This window comes from Acutalibacter muris (assembly GCF_002201475.1).
Classification (GTDB): domain Bacteria; phylum Bacillota; class Clostridia; order Oscillospirales; family Acutalibacteraceae; genus Acutalibacter; species Acutalibacter muris.
Genome location: NZ_CP021422.1, coordinates 1,429,256 through 1,443,502 on the forward strand (window position 1 = coordinate 1,429,256; position 14,247 = coordinate 1,443,502).

15 protein-coding genes are annotated in these 14,247 nt (G+C 48.7%); all 15 read left to right on the plus strand.

The window, feature by feature from the left end:
• Positions 1 to 291 precede the first annotated feature (291 nt).
• From ADH66_RS07310 to ADH66_RS07380, 15 genes are read left to right on the plus strand one after another with little or no spacing between them, the layout of a single operon-like run.
• The gene (locus ADH66_RS07310; protein WP_066533946.1) at positions 292 to 804 is read left to right on the plus strand and encodes an adenylyl-sulfate kinase; all 513 of its coding nucleotides are present in this window, start codon (positions 292 to 294) and stop codon (positions 802 to 804) included.
• A complete protein-coding gene (locus ADH66_RS07315) occupies positions 801 to 1,517 on the plus strand; it encodes an IspD/TarI family cytidylyltransferase (RefSeq protein WP_066533944.1) in 717 nt (238 codons plus the stop codon). Before ADH66_RS07310 ends, ADH66_RS07315 begins: the two co-directional genes overlap by 4 nt.
• Positions 1,505 to 2,593 carry an NAD-dependent epimerase/dehydratase family protein gene (locus ADH66_RS07320; protein ID WP_236757214.1) on the plus strand — a complete coding sequence of 363 codons (1,089 nt, stop codon included), beginning with the start codon at positions 1,505 to 1,507 and terminating at the stop codon, positions 2,591 to 2,593. Before ADH66_RS07315 ends, ADH66_RS07320 begins: the two co-directional genes overlap by 13 nt.
• A complete protein-coding gene (locus ADH66_RS07325) occupies positions 2,586 to 3,692 on the plus strand; it encodes a DegT/DnrJ/EryC1/StrS family aminotransferase (protein ID WP_066533942.1) in 1,107 nt (368 codons plus the stop codon). The genes ADH66_RS07320 and ADH66_RS07325 overlap by 8 nt, the downstream gene beginning before the upstream one ends.
• A 10-nt stretch (positions 3,693 to 3,702) precedes the next feature.
• Positions 3,703 to 4,587: a glucose-1-phosphate thymidylyltransferase RfbA gene (gene rfbA, locus ADH66_RS07330; RefSeq protein WP_066533941.1), complete on the plus strand. Its 885-nt coding sequence runs from the start codon at positions 3,703 to 3,705 to the stop codon at positions 4,585 to 4,587.
• A gap of 57 nt (positions 4,588 to 4,644) precedes the next feature.
• Positions 4,645 to 5,367, plus strand: coding sequence for a WbqC family protein (locus ADH66_RS07335; RefSeq protein WP_066533940.1), 723 nt, complete (start codon positions 4,645 to 4,647; stop codon positions 5,365 to 5,367).
• Positions 5,364 to 6,461: a class I SAM-dependent methyltransferase gene (locus ADH66_RS07340; RefSeq protein ID WP_066533939.1), complete on the plus strand. Its 1,098-nt coding sequence runs from the start codon at positions 5,364 to 5,366 to the stop codon at positions 6,459 to 6,461. Before ADH66_RS07335 ends, ADH66_RS07340 begins: the two co-directional genes overlap by 4 nt.
• Before the next feature lie 40 nt (positions 6,462 to 6,501).
• The gene (gene rfbB / locus ADH66_RS07345; RefSeq protein ID WP_066533938.1) at positions 6,502 to 7,536 is read left to right on the plus strand and encodes a dTDP-glucose 4,6-dehydratase; all 1,035 of its coding nucleotides are present in this window, start codon (positions 6,502 to 6,504) and stop codon (positions 7,534 to 7,536) included.
• Positions 7,523 to 8,491, plus strand: coding sequence for a glycosyltransferase (locus tag ADH66_RS07350; protein ID WP_066533935.1), 969 nt, complete (start codon positions 7,523 to 7,525; stop codon positions 8,489 to 8,491). The genes rfbB and ADH66_RS07350 overlap by 14 nt, the downstream gene beginning before the upstream one ends.
• Before the next feature lie 4 nt (positions 8,492 to 8,495).
• Positions 8,496 to 9,047, plus strand: a complete 552-nt coding sequence (locus ADH66_RS07355; protein ID WP_066533934.1) for a hypothetical protein — start codon at positions 8,496 to 8,498, stop codon at positions 9,045 to 9,047.
• Between the two features lie 48 nt (positions 9,048 to 9,095).
• Positions 9,096 to 10,496: a radical SAM/SPASM domain-containing protein gene (locus ADH66_RS07360; RefSeq protein WP_066533933.1), complete on the plus strand. Its 1,401-nt coding sequence runs from the start codon at positions 9,096 to 9,098 to the stop codon at positions 10,494 to 10,496.
• Positions 10,497 to 10,501: 5 nt separating this feature from the next.
• A complete protein-coding gene (locus ADH66_RS07365; protein WP_066533931.1) occupies positions 10,502 to 11,491 on the plus strand; it encodes an alpha-1,2-fucosyltransferase in 990 nt (329 codons plus the stop codon).
• Positions 11,492 to 11,539: 48 nt separating this feature from the next.
• Positions 11,540 to 12,469 carry a transketolase family protein gene (locus ADH66_RS07370; protein ID WP_066533929.1) on the plus strand — a complete coding sequence of 310 codons (930 nt, stop codon included), beginning with the start codon at positions 11,540 to 11,542 and terminating at the stop codon, positions 12,467 to 12,469.
• A 30-nt stretch (positions 12,470 to 12,499) separates the two neighbouring features.
• Positions 12,500 to 13,315, plus strand: a complete 816-nt coding sequence (locus tag ADH66_RS07375; RefSeq protein WP_066533922.1) for a thiamine pyrophosphate-dependent enzyme — start codon at positions 12,500 to 12,502, stop codon at positions 13,313 to 13,315.
• The gene (locus ADH66_RS07380; RefSeq protein WP_066533920.1) at positions 13,299 to 14,246 is read left to right on the plus strand and encodes a GDP-L-fucose synthase family protein; all 948 of its coding nucleotides are present in this window, start codon (positions 13,299 to 13,301) and stop codon (positions 14,244 to 14,246) included. Before ADH66_RS07375 ends, ADH66_RS07380 begins: the two co-directional genes overlap by 17 nt.
• The last annotated feature ends 1 nt before the right edge of the window (position 14,247 follow it).

A 14,247-nucleotide genomic window follows, 5' to 3' on the forward strand; every position in this document is an offset into this window, starting at 1 on the left:
TCCTGTTTCTTAGGACATTTTGCAGTTGTTTTCTGTAAAATTTCGCCAACCCATTTCTATAAAAACTGAATTCAGTGAGCGAAAAGGTGTTGAGGCGGGTATGCGCCCGTCCCGATTCCTTTTGTTGTAAGATGAGGAAGTATATGCCGCCGATAGAGCCCGTAAAGGAATTGGCGGGTATGGGGAAAACAGGGTACACATGCCGGGAGTGTAGACTGGCCCTTGGCGGTTTTGTCATAGCCGGTGGAATTAAGAAAATGGAAGCGGCCACTGTATTACTAGGAGGACAATATGGAGAAGGGAACTGTTTACTTTTTTACTGGGCTGGCCGGCGCCGGCAAGACCACAATCGGGGGGCTGTTTTATCAAAAGCTCCATGAAATCAGTCCTAATGCCGTGTTGAAGGATGGCGATAAACTGCGCGCTATGTCCGGGCACAGGGATTATTCCACGGAGTCCCGCAAAAAGGGCGCGTGGGGGCTGTTCGAGGACTGTAGGGACTTGGCGGACCAAGGGAGGGACGTTGTGGTTTGCAGTATCTCCATGTATAAAGAGATCAGGGACTGGAACCGCGCGAACATCGAAAATTACAGGGAAGTTTACATAAAAGTCAGCATGGATACCCTGCGGCAGCGGGATCAGAAGGGGCTTTACACCACCGGCGTCAAGCAGGTGGTGGGCGTCGACTTACCGTGGGACGAGCCGGAAACGCCGGATATTGTCATAGAGAATGATAAGGGTGAAACCCCTGAGAGCATTGTTGACAGAATAGTTTCCTTCTTCGGTTTGGGGGGACGGGCATGAATATAGCGCTCATTATCGCCGGCGGTAAAGGTCATCGTATGCGCCAGGAGATACCCAAGCAATTCCTCAATGTAAACGACAAACCCATTATAATTTACACCATGGAATGCTTTCAGAAGCACCCGGAAATAGGCGCTATTGAGGTGGTCTGCCTGGAGGGCTGGCACGATATCCTTTGGGCCTATGCCAAGCAGTTTGGCATAGACAAGCTCAAATGGGTGATATCCGGGGGTGAAACGGCCCAGGAATCCCTCCGAAACGGAGTGTTCCATCTGCGGGAGGAGTGCGGCCCGGAGGATATTATCGTGATCCATGACGGCATTCGCCCGCTGGTAGAGGACTTTGTGCTGACGGATGTGCTGGTCCAGTGCAAAAAGCATGGCAACGCGGTGACCGCCATGCCATATAATGAACAGATTTTTGTAACGGAGGACGGGGAAACCTCGACACAGTATGTACCCCGCGACACGCTCCGCCGGGTATCCACTCCTCAAGCATATCGGTATGAGAAGCTGCTGTGGGCGTATGAGAAGGCTTTTGACGAGGGTATTGGGATTCAGGCGTCTACATACACCAACACTTTGATGGTGGAGCTGGGCGAACGGCTGTATTTTGCGGCGGGTTCGGACAAGAATATTAAGCTGACCACCAAGGACGATCTGGAGCTTTTCAAAGCGTATATGAAGATGAATAAAGACTCGTGGCTGAAGTAGGTGAGAGGATGAGTATTCTGGAAATCATCGAGTACCGGGCCATACTTCAAAAGCTGCGTGAGGACTTTCCCTTTTGGCACCGGTTATCCGGCAAGACCATACTGATTACCGGCGCGTCCGGTATGCTGGGCAGCCTGCTGGTGGACGCCGTTATGCTATGGAACGAAGAAAGGCCGGACCAGGGGCGCTGCTCCATTATTGGTGTGGTGCGAAATCTGGAAAGGGCGAAGGCTCGGTTTGCGCCGTGGAGCGGCAGACCGGAGCTTACCTATATACAGCACGATGTATGCGAACCCTTGCCGGAGCTTCCGGGGAGACCTGACTTTTGGATACACGCCGCCAGTACCACCCACCCGGTAGCGTATTCTACTGAGCCAGTCAACACGATTATGGCCAATGTTCTCGGTACCAGAAATATGCTGGATAGGATTTCAGAGCTGGGCGGACGGTTTTTGCTGCTGTCCAGCGTGGAGGTATACGGCGGGAACCGGGGCGATGCGGAGCGCTTCAGCGAGGATTACTGTGGTTATATTGACTGTAATACCCTGCGGGCCGGGTACCCGGAGGCTAAAAGGGTCAGCGAGGCTTTGTGCCAAGCATATAGTGAGGAGCACGGGGTGGACGCGGTGATTCTGCGTCTGCCGCGCTGTTATGGCCCTACCATGCAGATGACGGACTCGAAGGCGGTTGCGCAGTTTATTAAGAAGGCTGTGCGGGGCGAGAATATCGTGCTGAAAAGCGAGGGCAGACAGTTTTATTCCTACGCGCACGCGGCTGACGCGGTGAAGGGAATGCTGTGGACGCTGTGTGTGGGGGAAAAGGGAGAGGCGTATAATTTGGCGGACGGGCAGTCGGATATTACGCTGAGAGATTTGGCTCGGACAGCGGCGGAAAGCGCGGGGACAGAGGTTGTGTTTGAGCTGCCGGAGGAGATGGAGAAAAAGGGCTTTTCCAAGGCGCAGCGAGCGGTGCTGGACGCTGAAAAATTGAAGGGCTTAGGTTGGAGAGCGTCATATTCTATAAGGGCTGGAGTGGCAGAAACAATAACAATTTTGAGGAAGTGCGCCAATGGATAAAATCAATGTAACGCGCTCGAGTCTGCCGCCATATGAGGAATATTGCGCGGAGATTCGGGATATGTGGGATAATCGCTGGCTTACCAACATGGGCGAAAAGCATAGGGGCTTTCAGGCGGAGCTTGCCGGATATCTTGACGTAGACAATATAGAGCTGCTTACAAATGGCCATATGGCGCTGGAGCTTACACTGCAGGCGCTCAAGCTTTCCGGCGAGGTTATTACCACGCCCTTTACCTTCGCCTCCACGACCCACGCCCTTGTGCGCTGCGGCCTGGAGCCGGTTTTCTGTGACGTGGACCCGGCCGATTTTACTATGGACGCAAGCAAAATCGAGCCGCTGATTACTGAGAAGACTTCGGCGCTCCTGCCGGTGCATGTGTATGGGAATATTTGCGAGGTGGAGGCTATTCAGGAAATTGCTAATAAGTACAATCTAAAAGTAATCTATGACGCTGCCCATACCTTCGGCGTAAAGTACAAGGGCCGGGGAATCGGAAATTTCGGTGACGCCAGCTGCTTTAGCTTCCATGCCACTAAGGTTTTCCACACGATTGAGGGCGGCGCAGTTGCGTATAAGGACGCATTTTTAGGCCGGGAGCTTGCAAGGCTCCGCAACTTTGGGCTGGAGGGGCAGGAGGACGCTGTCGAAGTCGGCAGCAACGCTAAACTGGATGAGTTTAGGGCGGCTATGGGGTTGTGCAATCTGCGGCACATTGATGAGGTGATTGCAAAGCGCAGGCGCGTTGCAGAACGTTATCGGGAGAGATTAGAAAACATTCCCGGCGTTCAGTTAGGCCCGATTCAGCCGGAAGTAACACCCAATTTCGCATATTTTCCGGTCGTGTTTGATGAGGGAATTTTTGGCGCGGGCCGGGACAAAATCCTGTCGGCACTGGAAAATGAAGATATCCATGCGCGTAAGTATTTTTACCCGTTGACCAGTGAGCTTTCCTGTTATCAGGGGCGTTTTAACCTTGATCGGACGCCGCTGGCAAAGTGGATCAGCCAGCGGGTGATAACCTTGCCCTTATACCCGGATTTGCCGGTAGAGGCGGCAGATAAGATTTGTGACATTATTGTATCATGTGAAAAGTGAGGCGAGCGAAATGCGGGGAATCATTTTGGCAGGTGGCTCTGGCACACGGCTTTATCCGCTGACAAAGGTAGTTTCAAAACAGCTGCTGCCGGTGTACGATAAGCCGATGATTTATTATCCTCTGTCTACTTTAATGCTGGCAGGGATACGCGAAATTCTGCTTATTTCAACGCCGGAGGACCTGCCCAGGTTCAGAGAGCTTTTAGGCGATGGCAGTCAGTTTGGCCTCCAACTCTCGTATGCCGAGCAGTTGAAGCCGGAGGGGATCGCCCAGGCGTTTCTTATTGGTGAGGAGTTTATTGGCGGCGAGCCTTGCGCGCTGATTTTGGGGGATAATATTTTCTATGGCGGGTGGTTTTCCTCGAATCTGCAAAAGGCGATAAGCAATGCCGAGTCAGGCTGCGCCACAATTTTTGGCTGTTATGTCCGGGACCCAAAGCGGTTTGGAGTGATGGAGCTTGGCCCGGAACAACAGGTAATCTCCGTGGAGGAGAAGCCGGATAACCCTAAATCACACTATGCAATTACGGGGCTGTACTTCTATGACAGCCAGGTTTGCGGTCTGGCAAAACAGTTAAAACCCTCTGAGCGCGGTGAACTGGAAATTACAGATTTAAACCGGCTCTATTTGGAAAGAGACCGGTTGAAGGCCCAGGTTTTGGGCAGGGGATTTGCTTGGATGGATACAGGCACGGTGGGCAGTTTAATGGAGGCCGCGGTGTTTGTGCAGGCTGTGCAGGAACGCCAGGGCGTAGTTATCTCTGCGCCGGAGGAGATTGCTTATTACGCCAGGTGGATTGGCAAAAAAGAGCTGCTTGAGGGCGCGGAGCTGTACGGAAAGTCGGCGTATGGGGAGCATCTGCGTGGAGTAGCAAGAGATATGTTCATATGCTGAAGAGGATATCAATTACTGTAACCGGTCGGCACCGATAGAGAAGGACGGATCACTTTAATGAAAATTGGGATAATGCAGCCATATTTTTTTCCATACTTAGGCTATTGGCAGTTGATGAAGGCAGTTGATAAGTATGTGGTTTATGATGATGTTAATTATATTAAATCAGGCTGGATCAACCGCAACGCAGTTTTGGTAAAGGGGAAAAGGCACAATATTAACGTGATTTTGATTGCGGCAAGTCCTAATAAGCTTATAAATCAAATTTGTGTCAATACAGATGAAAGAGTGCAGAAAAAACTGTTTAAGACAATATCGGAATATTATAGCAAAGCGCCTTTTTACGCCCAGGTCAAACCGATTCTGGAAAAAATAATTTTTTCTCAGGAGCCTAACTTGGCAAGATATCTCTTTGAGTCTATTAAGGCTGTGGCGGCATATCTTCAAATACATACAGAGCTGATGCTTTCCTCGCAGATTGCAAAAGACAATTCTTTAAAGGGCTATAAGAAGGTAATTGAGATTAGCAAAGTGTTAGGCGGAACCGAATACCTCAACTCCTTTGGAGGATTTGACTTATACGAGCCGCATCGGGCGGAATTTTTGGCCAATGGAATTGTTCTCAGGTATTTGAAAATGAAGGAGATTGTATATCCGCAATTTAACAACGAATTTGTTCCAAATCTATCTATAATCGATGTAATGATGTTCAATTCGCCGGAGGAAATTAAAAAAATGCTGGGAGATTATACAGTGATAAACTCGGAGGGGCAGGCATGAAGGAAGAATTTTTGCAGAAATTGGCTCTTAACCGTAATATCGAACCGCAGTTTTTAAAGATTAAGGCCGACCCCAATCCTATTTTTATCTTTGGGGCCGGAGCACATGCTCTGGACGTTCTTTTGTACTGCGATAATTATAACATTGAAGTGGAGGGCTTCCTGATAAATATCCAAGCCGAAGCGTCAAGCTTCTGTGAAAAGCCTGTTTATCAAATTGAGGAGGCGGAAAGAAAATACGGACGCTTCAGTGTGATTTTAGGCTATGCCAATTATCCGGACGGCGTTGCAAAGCTAAAGGCAGATTGCAGTGTTGCTAATATTTATTGCCTTGGTAGCTGCGCCTATGGCAACTGGGAGGTGCTTCCCGCCGAGTATGTGGAGGAACATTCGGAGGAATATATGAATATATTTCATCTGCTGGCGGACGAGTTTTCCCGGCAGTGCCTGATCTCATATTTGAATTGTAGAATAAACGATTGTGCGGATTTTATGTTTCCCCATTACCTGGGGGAGGGGTTTTACCGCAATGATTTACTTAAGCTGCAGGACAAGGAAACTCTCCTGGACGTCGGGACCTGCGAAGGAAAGACCATAGAAGAATTTGTTGAGGCGGTGCAGGGCAGATACGGTAATATTATTGCATTGGAGCCGGAGGAGGATAATTATCGTGAGCTTTGCAAGACCATTGCGGAAAACGGGTGGGAAAAGGTATATGCACAAGCTGTCTGCGCGTTTAATGAGGACAGGACGGTCAAATTCAGCGGAACAGGCGAGATGGGCGGAGTGGTTGACGAGGCGGACAGCTTTATAGAATATCCCGCTGTACGTATTGATAGCCTGCTCAGGGAGCTTCAGCTGGAAACGCCGGTAAGCATTGTAAAGATCAATTTCCCCTTCTCTGTTATTGAGGTTTTAGAAGGTATGACAAACCTTATTGATACGGAAAAGCCCAAGCTCATCATTCGGATCGGTTTTGATGAAAAAGTGATGCGCGCGGTGATATTTAAACTTCGTGAAATGCGGGGGGACTATAAATTGTTTTTTCGATATACAATCGGTATTCCTCAGGGATTAACTCTTTTTGCGGTATAGGACGGATTTATTCTGAAAACAAATTAAAGGGGAGAAATATATGACCATTTTGGTGACAGGCGGCGCCGGATTCATCGGAGCAAATTTTATCTTTTATTGGAGGAAAAACCATTGTGACGACAGGATTGTTTGCCTGGATAAATTAACCTATGCCGGGAATTTATCCACCCTGAAATCAGTGATGGACAAACCAAATTTTCACTTTGTAAAGGGTGATATCTGCGACAAAAAGACGGTATTTGACCTGTTCCGGGCAGAGTCTCCGAGCTATGTAGTAAACTTTGCCGCAGAGTCCCATGTGGACCGTTCTATCACAGGTCCGGAGGCGTTTTTGCACACTAATTTTCTTGGCACGGCAACGCTGTTGGACGCGTGCCGTGAATTTGGCGTAAAGCGGTATCATCAGGTGTCAACCGACGAGGTCTATGGCGATTTGCCGCGGGACAGGCCGGAGCTGTTCTTTACGGAGGAGACGCCGCTGCATACCAGTTCGCCGTACAGCGCGTCAAAGGCTGCGGCGGACCTGCTTGTACAATCCTATGTGCGAACGTACCGTCTGCCGGCCACGATATCCCGCTGCTCTAATAATTTTGGACCGTATCAGTTCCCGGAAAAGTTTATCCCGTTGATGATTATTAACGCGCTGAAGGACGAGCCGCTGCCTGTTTATGGCGATGGCTGCAACGTGCGGGACTGGCTGTATGTAGAGGACCACTGCCGGGCCATTGAGCTGATTTTGCAGGAAGGCAAGGCCGGCGAAATATATAATGTGGGCGGGCATAACGAGCGGCGAAATATAGACGTTGTCAGGTGGATTCTTACAGAGCTGGATAAATCGGAGGAATTGATTTCTTATGTGGCCGACCGCAAAGGCCATGACCAGCGGTATGCGATTGATCCGGCAAAGATTCACCGGGAATTGGGGTGGCTGCCGCAGACAAAGTTTGAGGAGGGTATGCGGCAAACGCTTCGGTGGTATCTGGACAACCGGGAGTGGTGGAGGGACATCGTTTCCGGGGAATATCAGGAGTATTACGCTAAGATGTATGGGGGCAGACAAGATGCAGAAGCTTAAATCAGAGCGGCAAATAGATGTAAGTATAATTGTCCTGACATATTGTCAAGAGAATTATGTTTCCCAGGCAATAGACAGTATCCTTATGCAGGAAACGAATCTGAAGTATGAGATTTTGGCGGGAGATGATGCCTCAACGGACGGTACGCCGGATATTCTCAAAAGCTACGCGAAGGAAAATCCGGAGGTCCTCCAGTTGATATTAAGAGAAAAGAATGTTGGCGCCAGCTACAATTTTTTTGATCTGCTCCGACGTTCCAAAGGGAAATATATTGCTGTTTTAGAGGGCGACGATTTCTGGCTGGACAGCCATAAGCTGCAAAAGCAGTTTGATTTTTTGGAGAGCCACCCGGAGTATGCGGCCCATTGCAGTAAGTGTCTGATCGTAGATGAGAACGGTAAGCCTGATTATGAGCGCAGCTGTCATATCGCATGGAACAAAAGGACCTTTACGCTGGAGGATCTGCTGGACAGTTGGCAGCTCCCCGGGCAGGAGGGGACCGTTATGGCCCGCAATATCTATCGGGAGATGAAGCCGGAGGAGTACGACATTCTATACAAGGTCCACCCGATGGTGACTGACAAGACGGAAGCCCTGCTGCTCCTTCACAGAGGCCCGTATTATTGCAGCAACGAAGTTTTATCCGCCTATCGCTTTGTGGATAAAAAGGGAGAAAATAACTGGTTTTCTATTCACCACGCAAATATTTACCGAAACTACGATATGTTCATGTACCCCTGCAACTTAGAGACTTGGGCGCGCAAACATATGAAGCTGCCCAGGGGAAAGCACCTTGGTAAGCGCAATGCCTTTCGGTTTGCCCGGTTTGTGGAGGAGTGCGTGCGTGAGCCCAGCCTGCAGAGGTTACAGTATTTAGCCGAGATGATAGGTAAGAGCCATCAGCCCCTAAAATATAGCTGGTATGTGCTGAAGGCCCTGATAGAAATGGAGTGACGGTATGAGAAAATTAAATCTGGCGGCACTGCTGTTCGGAGCGGCGATTGGCGCTGTAACAGGCGGAAAGCTTGTCAAAAAGGTCTGGCTGGAAAAATGTCGGAAACAGAAGAAGGAGGGTGCGGCCTCCCGTCATGAGGGCGAACTTCTTTATAATCTGTTGAAACTGAAGCAGGAGGGCGTTCGGCTCAGCGAATATTTCACCGGGCACAACTTACAATCGGCGGCGGTACTCGGAATGGGACGGGAAGGACGCTATCTGTTGGAGGAATTGATAGAAGAGAAGGAAATTTCAGCAGTCTATGGCGTGGAGGCAGACTACCTGGGTTCTGTGCATGAAAGTCTGCTTGTCTACCGGCTGGGAGAAGATAAGCTGCCGCCGGCGGACTGCCTGGCAGTATGCGATTTAAATGAAACCGCCGAGAAGGCCGCCATAGCCCAAAAGGAATTTGCGGGGACCATTGTTACCTTGGAGGAGGTTATAGATTGGCTGATGGACAGGCATGGAATCCGAAAATGGCGGGGGCAGTCCACGTCCGGCAGACCGGCGAAATAAATGCGGCAGGAGACTTGCTTGATATTTTGATTAGAGGAGTGATATAACATGAAATTTTGTAATAAACCGTTTACGTATGCCTATTTTGGGGATAAGGGTGAGGTGTGGCCCTGCGGATGGATGCATTATACGATCGGCAATTTATATGAGCAGGATATTGACGAGATATGGCATAGCGAGGCGGCCGACAAGGCGCGGCAGTCAATTACAAACGGCTCTTTTGCGTTTTGCAGGGAAACGTCCTGCCCTTATTGCGAAAGGGGAGAGCTGCTAGATTTGTCGGAGGAGGAGATAGCGCGGCAAGCTGTGCCTACAGAACTTCCGTTGGAGGTGAATATTGCGAATGATCACATTTGCAATATTGCCTGTACCAGCTGCCGTAAAACTATCTATTGTCCAGAGAAGGGGGAAAGGGAGAAAATTGACGGCGCACTCAAGCGTTTCCTGCCTTTTGCAAATAAGCTGCAAACAATAAGCATGAATGGCGGCGGGGAATTTTTGGCGAACCCAAGCTTCATTGAATTTTTGAAGGATTTGCGGCCGGAGCGTGAGGACTTCAAGCTTGAATTTGAAACGAACGGTATTCTGTTTGACGAGGAGCATTGGAGGAAATTTTCGCATTTAGGGAGATACCATATTTCAGTTACAGTGACTTTGAACAGCTTACGGAGAGAAGTATATAGGTATCTGTCAGGCGGATTTGACCATATGGAGCGCGTCAAGAAAAACCTGCGATTTCTCAGCGATTTGCGTCGAAGCGGGGAAATTGATCAACTTGATGTGACCATGGTGGTGCAGGAGTGCAATTTCTGGGAGGTGCCGGATTACATCCATGCGTTTGCAAAGTCTGATGAATACGCGGTGGATAGAATCGTGATGAAGCCCTTGTATAAATGGTGGAAGATGGAGGAGGAAACCTACTGGTTTAAGAACATTCTCAATCCCATGCACCCTTATCACAAGGAGTATCTCAAAATTCTGGCGGACGATTGCTGGAACGACCCCAAGGTTTACGACTGGGGTTGTCACAATATCAGGGAGGCTATGCCGCACCCCTTAAAGCAGGAGGAAATTTACCGAAAGATTCTGTCCAAAATTTATAACAATAAAGAGGGGCTTTCGCCGGTAGAATACCTGAAAAAGTGTGTAGACGCTTTAGGTGCGAAGCGGATTGGATTTTATGGAAAGAATGAATTTTCTCTGGACTTTGCAAGGCTGCTGAAGAAGACAGGAGCGGAGGTTTTCCAGCTGACTTGGGTGCCGGAGGATTGCGACGGGGAGTTCACAAAGGTTGCAAAGCAGGAGTTCAGGCCGGATATGGCGGACGCCATGGTCATTATTGACTTCTTCAAGGGCGGGTATTGGTTTAAGGACTTGAAAGCGTTAGGCTTTGAGAAACCCCTCCTGACGGTGGAGGAATTTGTGAAGGGCTTTGAGAAAAGGGGATAAATGAAGTGAAAATACAAATATTGGCCGGAGGACTGGCAAACCAAATTCGCCATTACCTTTTTGTGAGGTTTGCCGAAAGGTACCGCCCAGGCTCGGAATGGTGGTTCGACGATTCCTATTTCTATACGCACAAGGACCACAATGGCTATGAAATGGAGAGGCTCTTTGGCGCTCGTCTGAATTTGTTAAGCGACTTTTTCGACGGAAGGACTTGGGAAAAGATTGTTGAACAGAGAAAGCGTGGGGTAATACTACCGCAGACCTTGTTAGATATGGGAACGCCAATAGTGCTTTTTGAGGGACGTTTGTACATTGACCAGGCCAGGTTCTCCGGCAAAACGATTTTGGCCGAGGGAGAGCACCTGGGCTTTCATCCCGAATACATTGATTTGCCTTATGAGAATGTTTACTACCACGCGGAATGGGCCAGTAGAAAATGGTTTGACGCCTATGCTGAAGAGAATCGGCAGGAGCTCCGCTTCCCACCCCTGCAGGAGCAGCAAAATATCGAATACGCGGATATGATTAACAATTCCTATTCCGTGGGTATCCATGTTCGAAGAACAGGCTTCTTGGACACAAGCTGGGATATATCAGCGGATCAATACCAAACAGCCTGCAGGCAGGTATTGGAGGGGTATCCGGACGCAAATTTCTTCATTTTTTCAGATGATATAGCTTGGTGCAAAGAGAACGCCGAATTATGTGGATTTAATTTGGCGGCGTCAACGACCTATGTCACCGGTAATGTTGAGCCGAATAATTACATTGATATGCAGCTGTTAAGTATGTGCAATGGAATGATTCGTAATGCGGAAAGTTCTTTTTCTCAGGTGGCTGGCTGGCTTGACCCGAAGCTGGAATTTGATTACAAGATTTGCCCTAAGTGCAACAGCTCAGACCCATTATGCGATTATAAAATCAGTACCTTAACTACTCAGGCCCAACAGTTTTTTTCAATGTATAACAGTCTGGGAAAACGACTCGTACCATGAACATATTTTGCGGTTCAAAACAGCGGAAACTTTGTGGAGGGAAAAATTATGCTTTCAGCTAGGGACGCCTTTTTCAACCAAATTTTTCAGCAGGTCACCCAAGGCGAAAACATCATCGTAATCACCTCTGATCTGGGCGCGCCGAGCCTGGACGATTTTCGTAAGTATTACCCGGAGAGATATATTAGCGTTGGCATAGCGGAGCAGAGCCTGATATCTGTTGCGGCCGGCCTCTCGTTAACTGGAGTTAGGGTTGTTGCCTATGGCTTGAATCCGTTTCCCATTACACGGGCCTTTGACCAAATACGTTCTCTGCTTGCAGAGCTGAAAATCCCGGTAACACTCTGCGGCCTTAACGCGGGGCTGTGTTCTGCCGTGGCGGGCTATACTCATATGCCCATTGAAGATATGGGCATGGTAAGGACGCTGTCAAATATCCGGCTGTTTAATCCGTCCGACGTGTGTATGGCTGAAAAATTGGCAAAAGAGGTTTCTGTATGCGCCTATCCACGGTATATCCGTTTTGATAAGGCGGTCAAGGAGAGATTTTATGCTGAACGGGACCTTGATTTTGACCGGGGCTTTACCACATATGGAGAACCTGGGAATTTGTGTATCGTGACCTTTGGAGGCTTTGTTTCAACTATACGAAGGAGGATAGACAAGTTTACACAGGAGGAGGGAAAGATACAGCTTATTGACCTGTTTTCTTTACCGGCGGAGACCGCCCAGCTGGTAACGCATTTGCAGGCGGCCAAAAAGATTATAACGATTGAAGAAAATGTACTTGCCGGAGGAATGGGTTCATATATACTGGAACTGCTATCTGATAATCAAATGGTTAAGCCGGTAAAACGGCTGGGCCTTCAGTTTAAAAATGGTTATTATGACAAATTTATCAGCAGGGAATATGTTCGGGAGGAACAGGGCTTATCTGAAGCGAGTATAGAAAAAGCAATTCGAGAAATGGTCGGTTAACGGAAACAAATTTTAATAAGGATAACCATTATGAAGCATAGCATAGAGGCACTTGAGGAAAAAGCATATCAATACAGAAAAAGGTTTTTAGAAATTTTTACCGGGTTAGGGTACGGACACTTAACGACTGCGTTTTCCTGGACAGAAATTGCGGCGGTGCTCTACAATGAAATTATGCGCGTTGCCCCGGCCGGGGAAGAGTCGGAGGACTTTGACAAGATGGTGGTGAGCAAAGGCCACGGCGTGGGGATGCTGTTTCCAATCTTTGAGGATTTGGGCTACTTTTCAAAAGGAGAATTGGAAAAAACGATCCGGGTGGGGGAATCAAATCAAAAGCTTCGCAGATTGTATTACCCGGGGTTTGATTTTTATGGCGGTTCTCTGGGTATAGGGCTAGGGTTGGCCGCAGGTATGGCAAAGGGAGCCAAGTTGCAGGGGGCAGATTGGAAAGTCTACTGTGTCGTTGGCGATGCGGAGTGCTATGAGGGCTCTATTTGGGAGGCCATGAATTTTGCGGGCCATAATGAACTGGACAACTTGATTACCCTTGTGGACAGGAATTCACTGGGGTGCTCGGATTTCACAGAGCATATGCTGAAATTGGAACCTTTTAAGGACAAGTGGCTAAGCTGCAACTGGGACGTTTATGAGATAGACGGACATGACGTAGAGCAGATATATGAGACACTTACAGAGGCCTCTGAGCGTAAGCATGAAAAACCCCAGTGTATCATTGCCAACACGAAAAAAGGGAAGGGGCTGGAGTACCTGGTGGACAAACCGCTTATGCATGGATATATGCCGAAAGGAGAGGAGGTAAAACGAGCGTATGAATCCCTACGGTAAAAATGCCAAAATTTATGTTGCAGGACACAGCGGCTTATTCGGTTCTGCCCTGGTACGTTCCTTAAGACAGAGAGGGCACGAAAATATACTAACTGTCTCTCACCAGGACCTTGATTTGACCGACGGAGCAAAAACAGAAAGCTTCTTTTTGGAGGAACGCCCAGACTATGTTTATGTCGCCGCGGCGAAGGTGGGCGGAATACAGGCAAATAAAGCCTATATGGCAGACTTTGCTATGGAGAATTTGCTTATTACTTGCAACGTGCTGAAAGCCGCGCACAAGGCCCGGGTAAAAAAACTGCTTTACCTTGGGTCATCTTGTATCTACCCCAGGGAGGCTGCCCAGCCGGTGAAAGAAGACTACCTGCTCACGGGGCTGCCCGAGCCCACCAATGAGGGCTATGCCCTTGCAAAGATAGCGGGTGTGCGCTTATGTGATTATTACAGGCGGCAGTATGGCGACAATTTCATTAGCTGCATTCCGGCAAATGTGTATGGTGAAAACGATAACTTTGATGAAAACACAAACCATGTGATCCCCTCGCTTATACAGCGATTTCACCGGGCTAAAGTAAACCAACTGCCTTATGTGGAGATTTGGGGGACGGGAGGTGCAGAGCGGGAGTTTATGCACATTGATGACGCTGCGGCTGCATGTATATTTTTGATGGAAAAGTTTGATGGGGCAGGCACGATCAATATCGGCATGGGTCAAACCACATCTATTCGCGCGTTGGCACAAGCAATATGCCGTATTGTCGGCTACCAGGGGGAAATTCGCTATGATACCTCAAAGCCGGACGGGATGCCGCGCCGCTTATTGGACAGTTCTAAAATCACCGCTTTGGGTTGGGGCCCGTCTATCCAATTAGAGGAGGGGTTGAAAAGAGAGTATGAATGGTATTTGGAAAATGTGGAAAGGAGTAAATAGA

Coding starts and splice junctions, on each gene's coding strand:
- ADH66_RS07375 (WP_066533922.1), top strand. CDS start 12,500: ATGAAGCATAGCATAGAGGCACTTGAGGAAAAAGCATATCAATACAGA.
- ADH66_RS07370 (WP_066533929.1), top strand. CDS start 11,540: ATGCTTTCAGCTAGGGACGCCTTTTTCAACCAAATTTTTCAGCAGGTC.
- rfbB (WP_066533938.1), top strand. CDS start 6,502: ATGACCATTTTGGTGACAGGCGGCGCCGGATTCATCGGAGCAAATTTT.
- ADH66_RS07310 (WP_066533946.1), top strand. CDS start 292: ATGGAGAAGGGAACTGTTTACTTTTTTACTGGGCTGGCCGGCGCCGGC.
- ADH66_RS07315 (WP_066533944.1), top strand. CDS start 801: ATGAATATAGCGCTCATTATCGCCGGCGGTAAAGGTCATCGTATGCGC.
- rfbA (WP_066533941.1), top strand. CDS start 3,703: ATGCGGGGAATCATTTTGGCAGGTGGCTCTGGCACACGGCTTTATCCG.
- ADH66_RS07325 (WP_066533942.1), top strand. CDS start 2,586: ATGGATAAAATCAATGTAACGCGCTCGAGTCTGCCGCCATATGAGGAA.
- ADH66_RS07355 (WP_066533934.1), top strand. CDS start 8,496: ATGAGAAAATTAAATCTGGCGGCACTGCTGTTCGGAGCGGCGATTGGC.
- ADH66_RS07360 (WP_066533933.1), top strand. CDS start 9,096: ATGAAATTTTGTAATAAACCGTTTACGTATGCCTATTTTGGGGATAAG.
- ADH66_RS07340 (WP_066533939.1), top strand. CDS start 5,364: ATGAAGGAAGAATTTTTGCAGAAATTGGCTCTTAACCGTAATATCGAA.
- ADH66_RS07335 (WP_066533940.1), top strand. CDS start 4,645: ATGAAAATTGGGATAATGCAGCCATATTTTTTTCCATACTTAGGCTAT.
- ADH66_RS07380 (WP_066533920.1), top strand. CDS start 13,299: ATGAATCCCTACGGTAAAAATGCCAAAATTTATGTTGCAGGACACAGC.
- ADH66_RS07350 (WP_066533935.1), top strand. CDS start 7,523: ATGCAGAAGCTTAAATCAGAGCGGCAAATAGATGTAAGTATAATTGTC.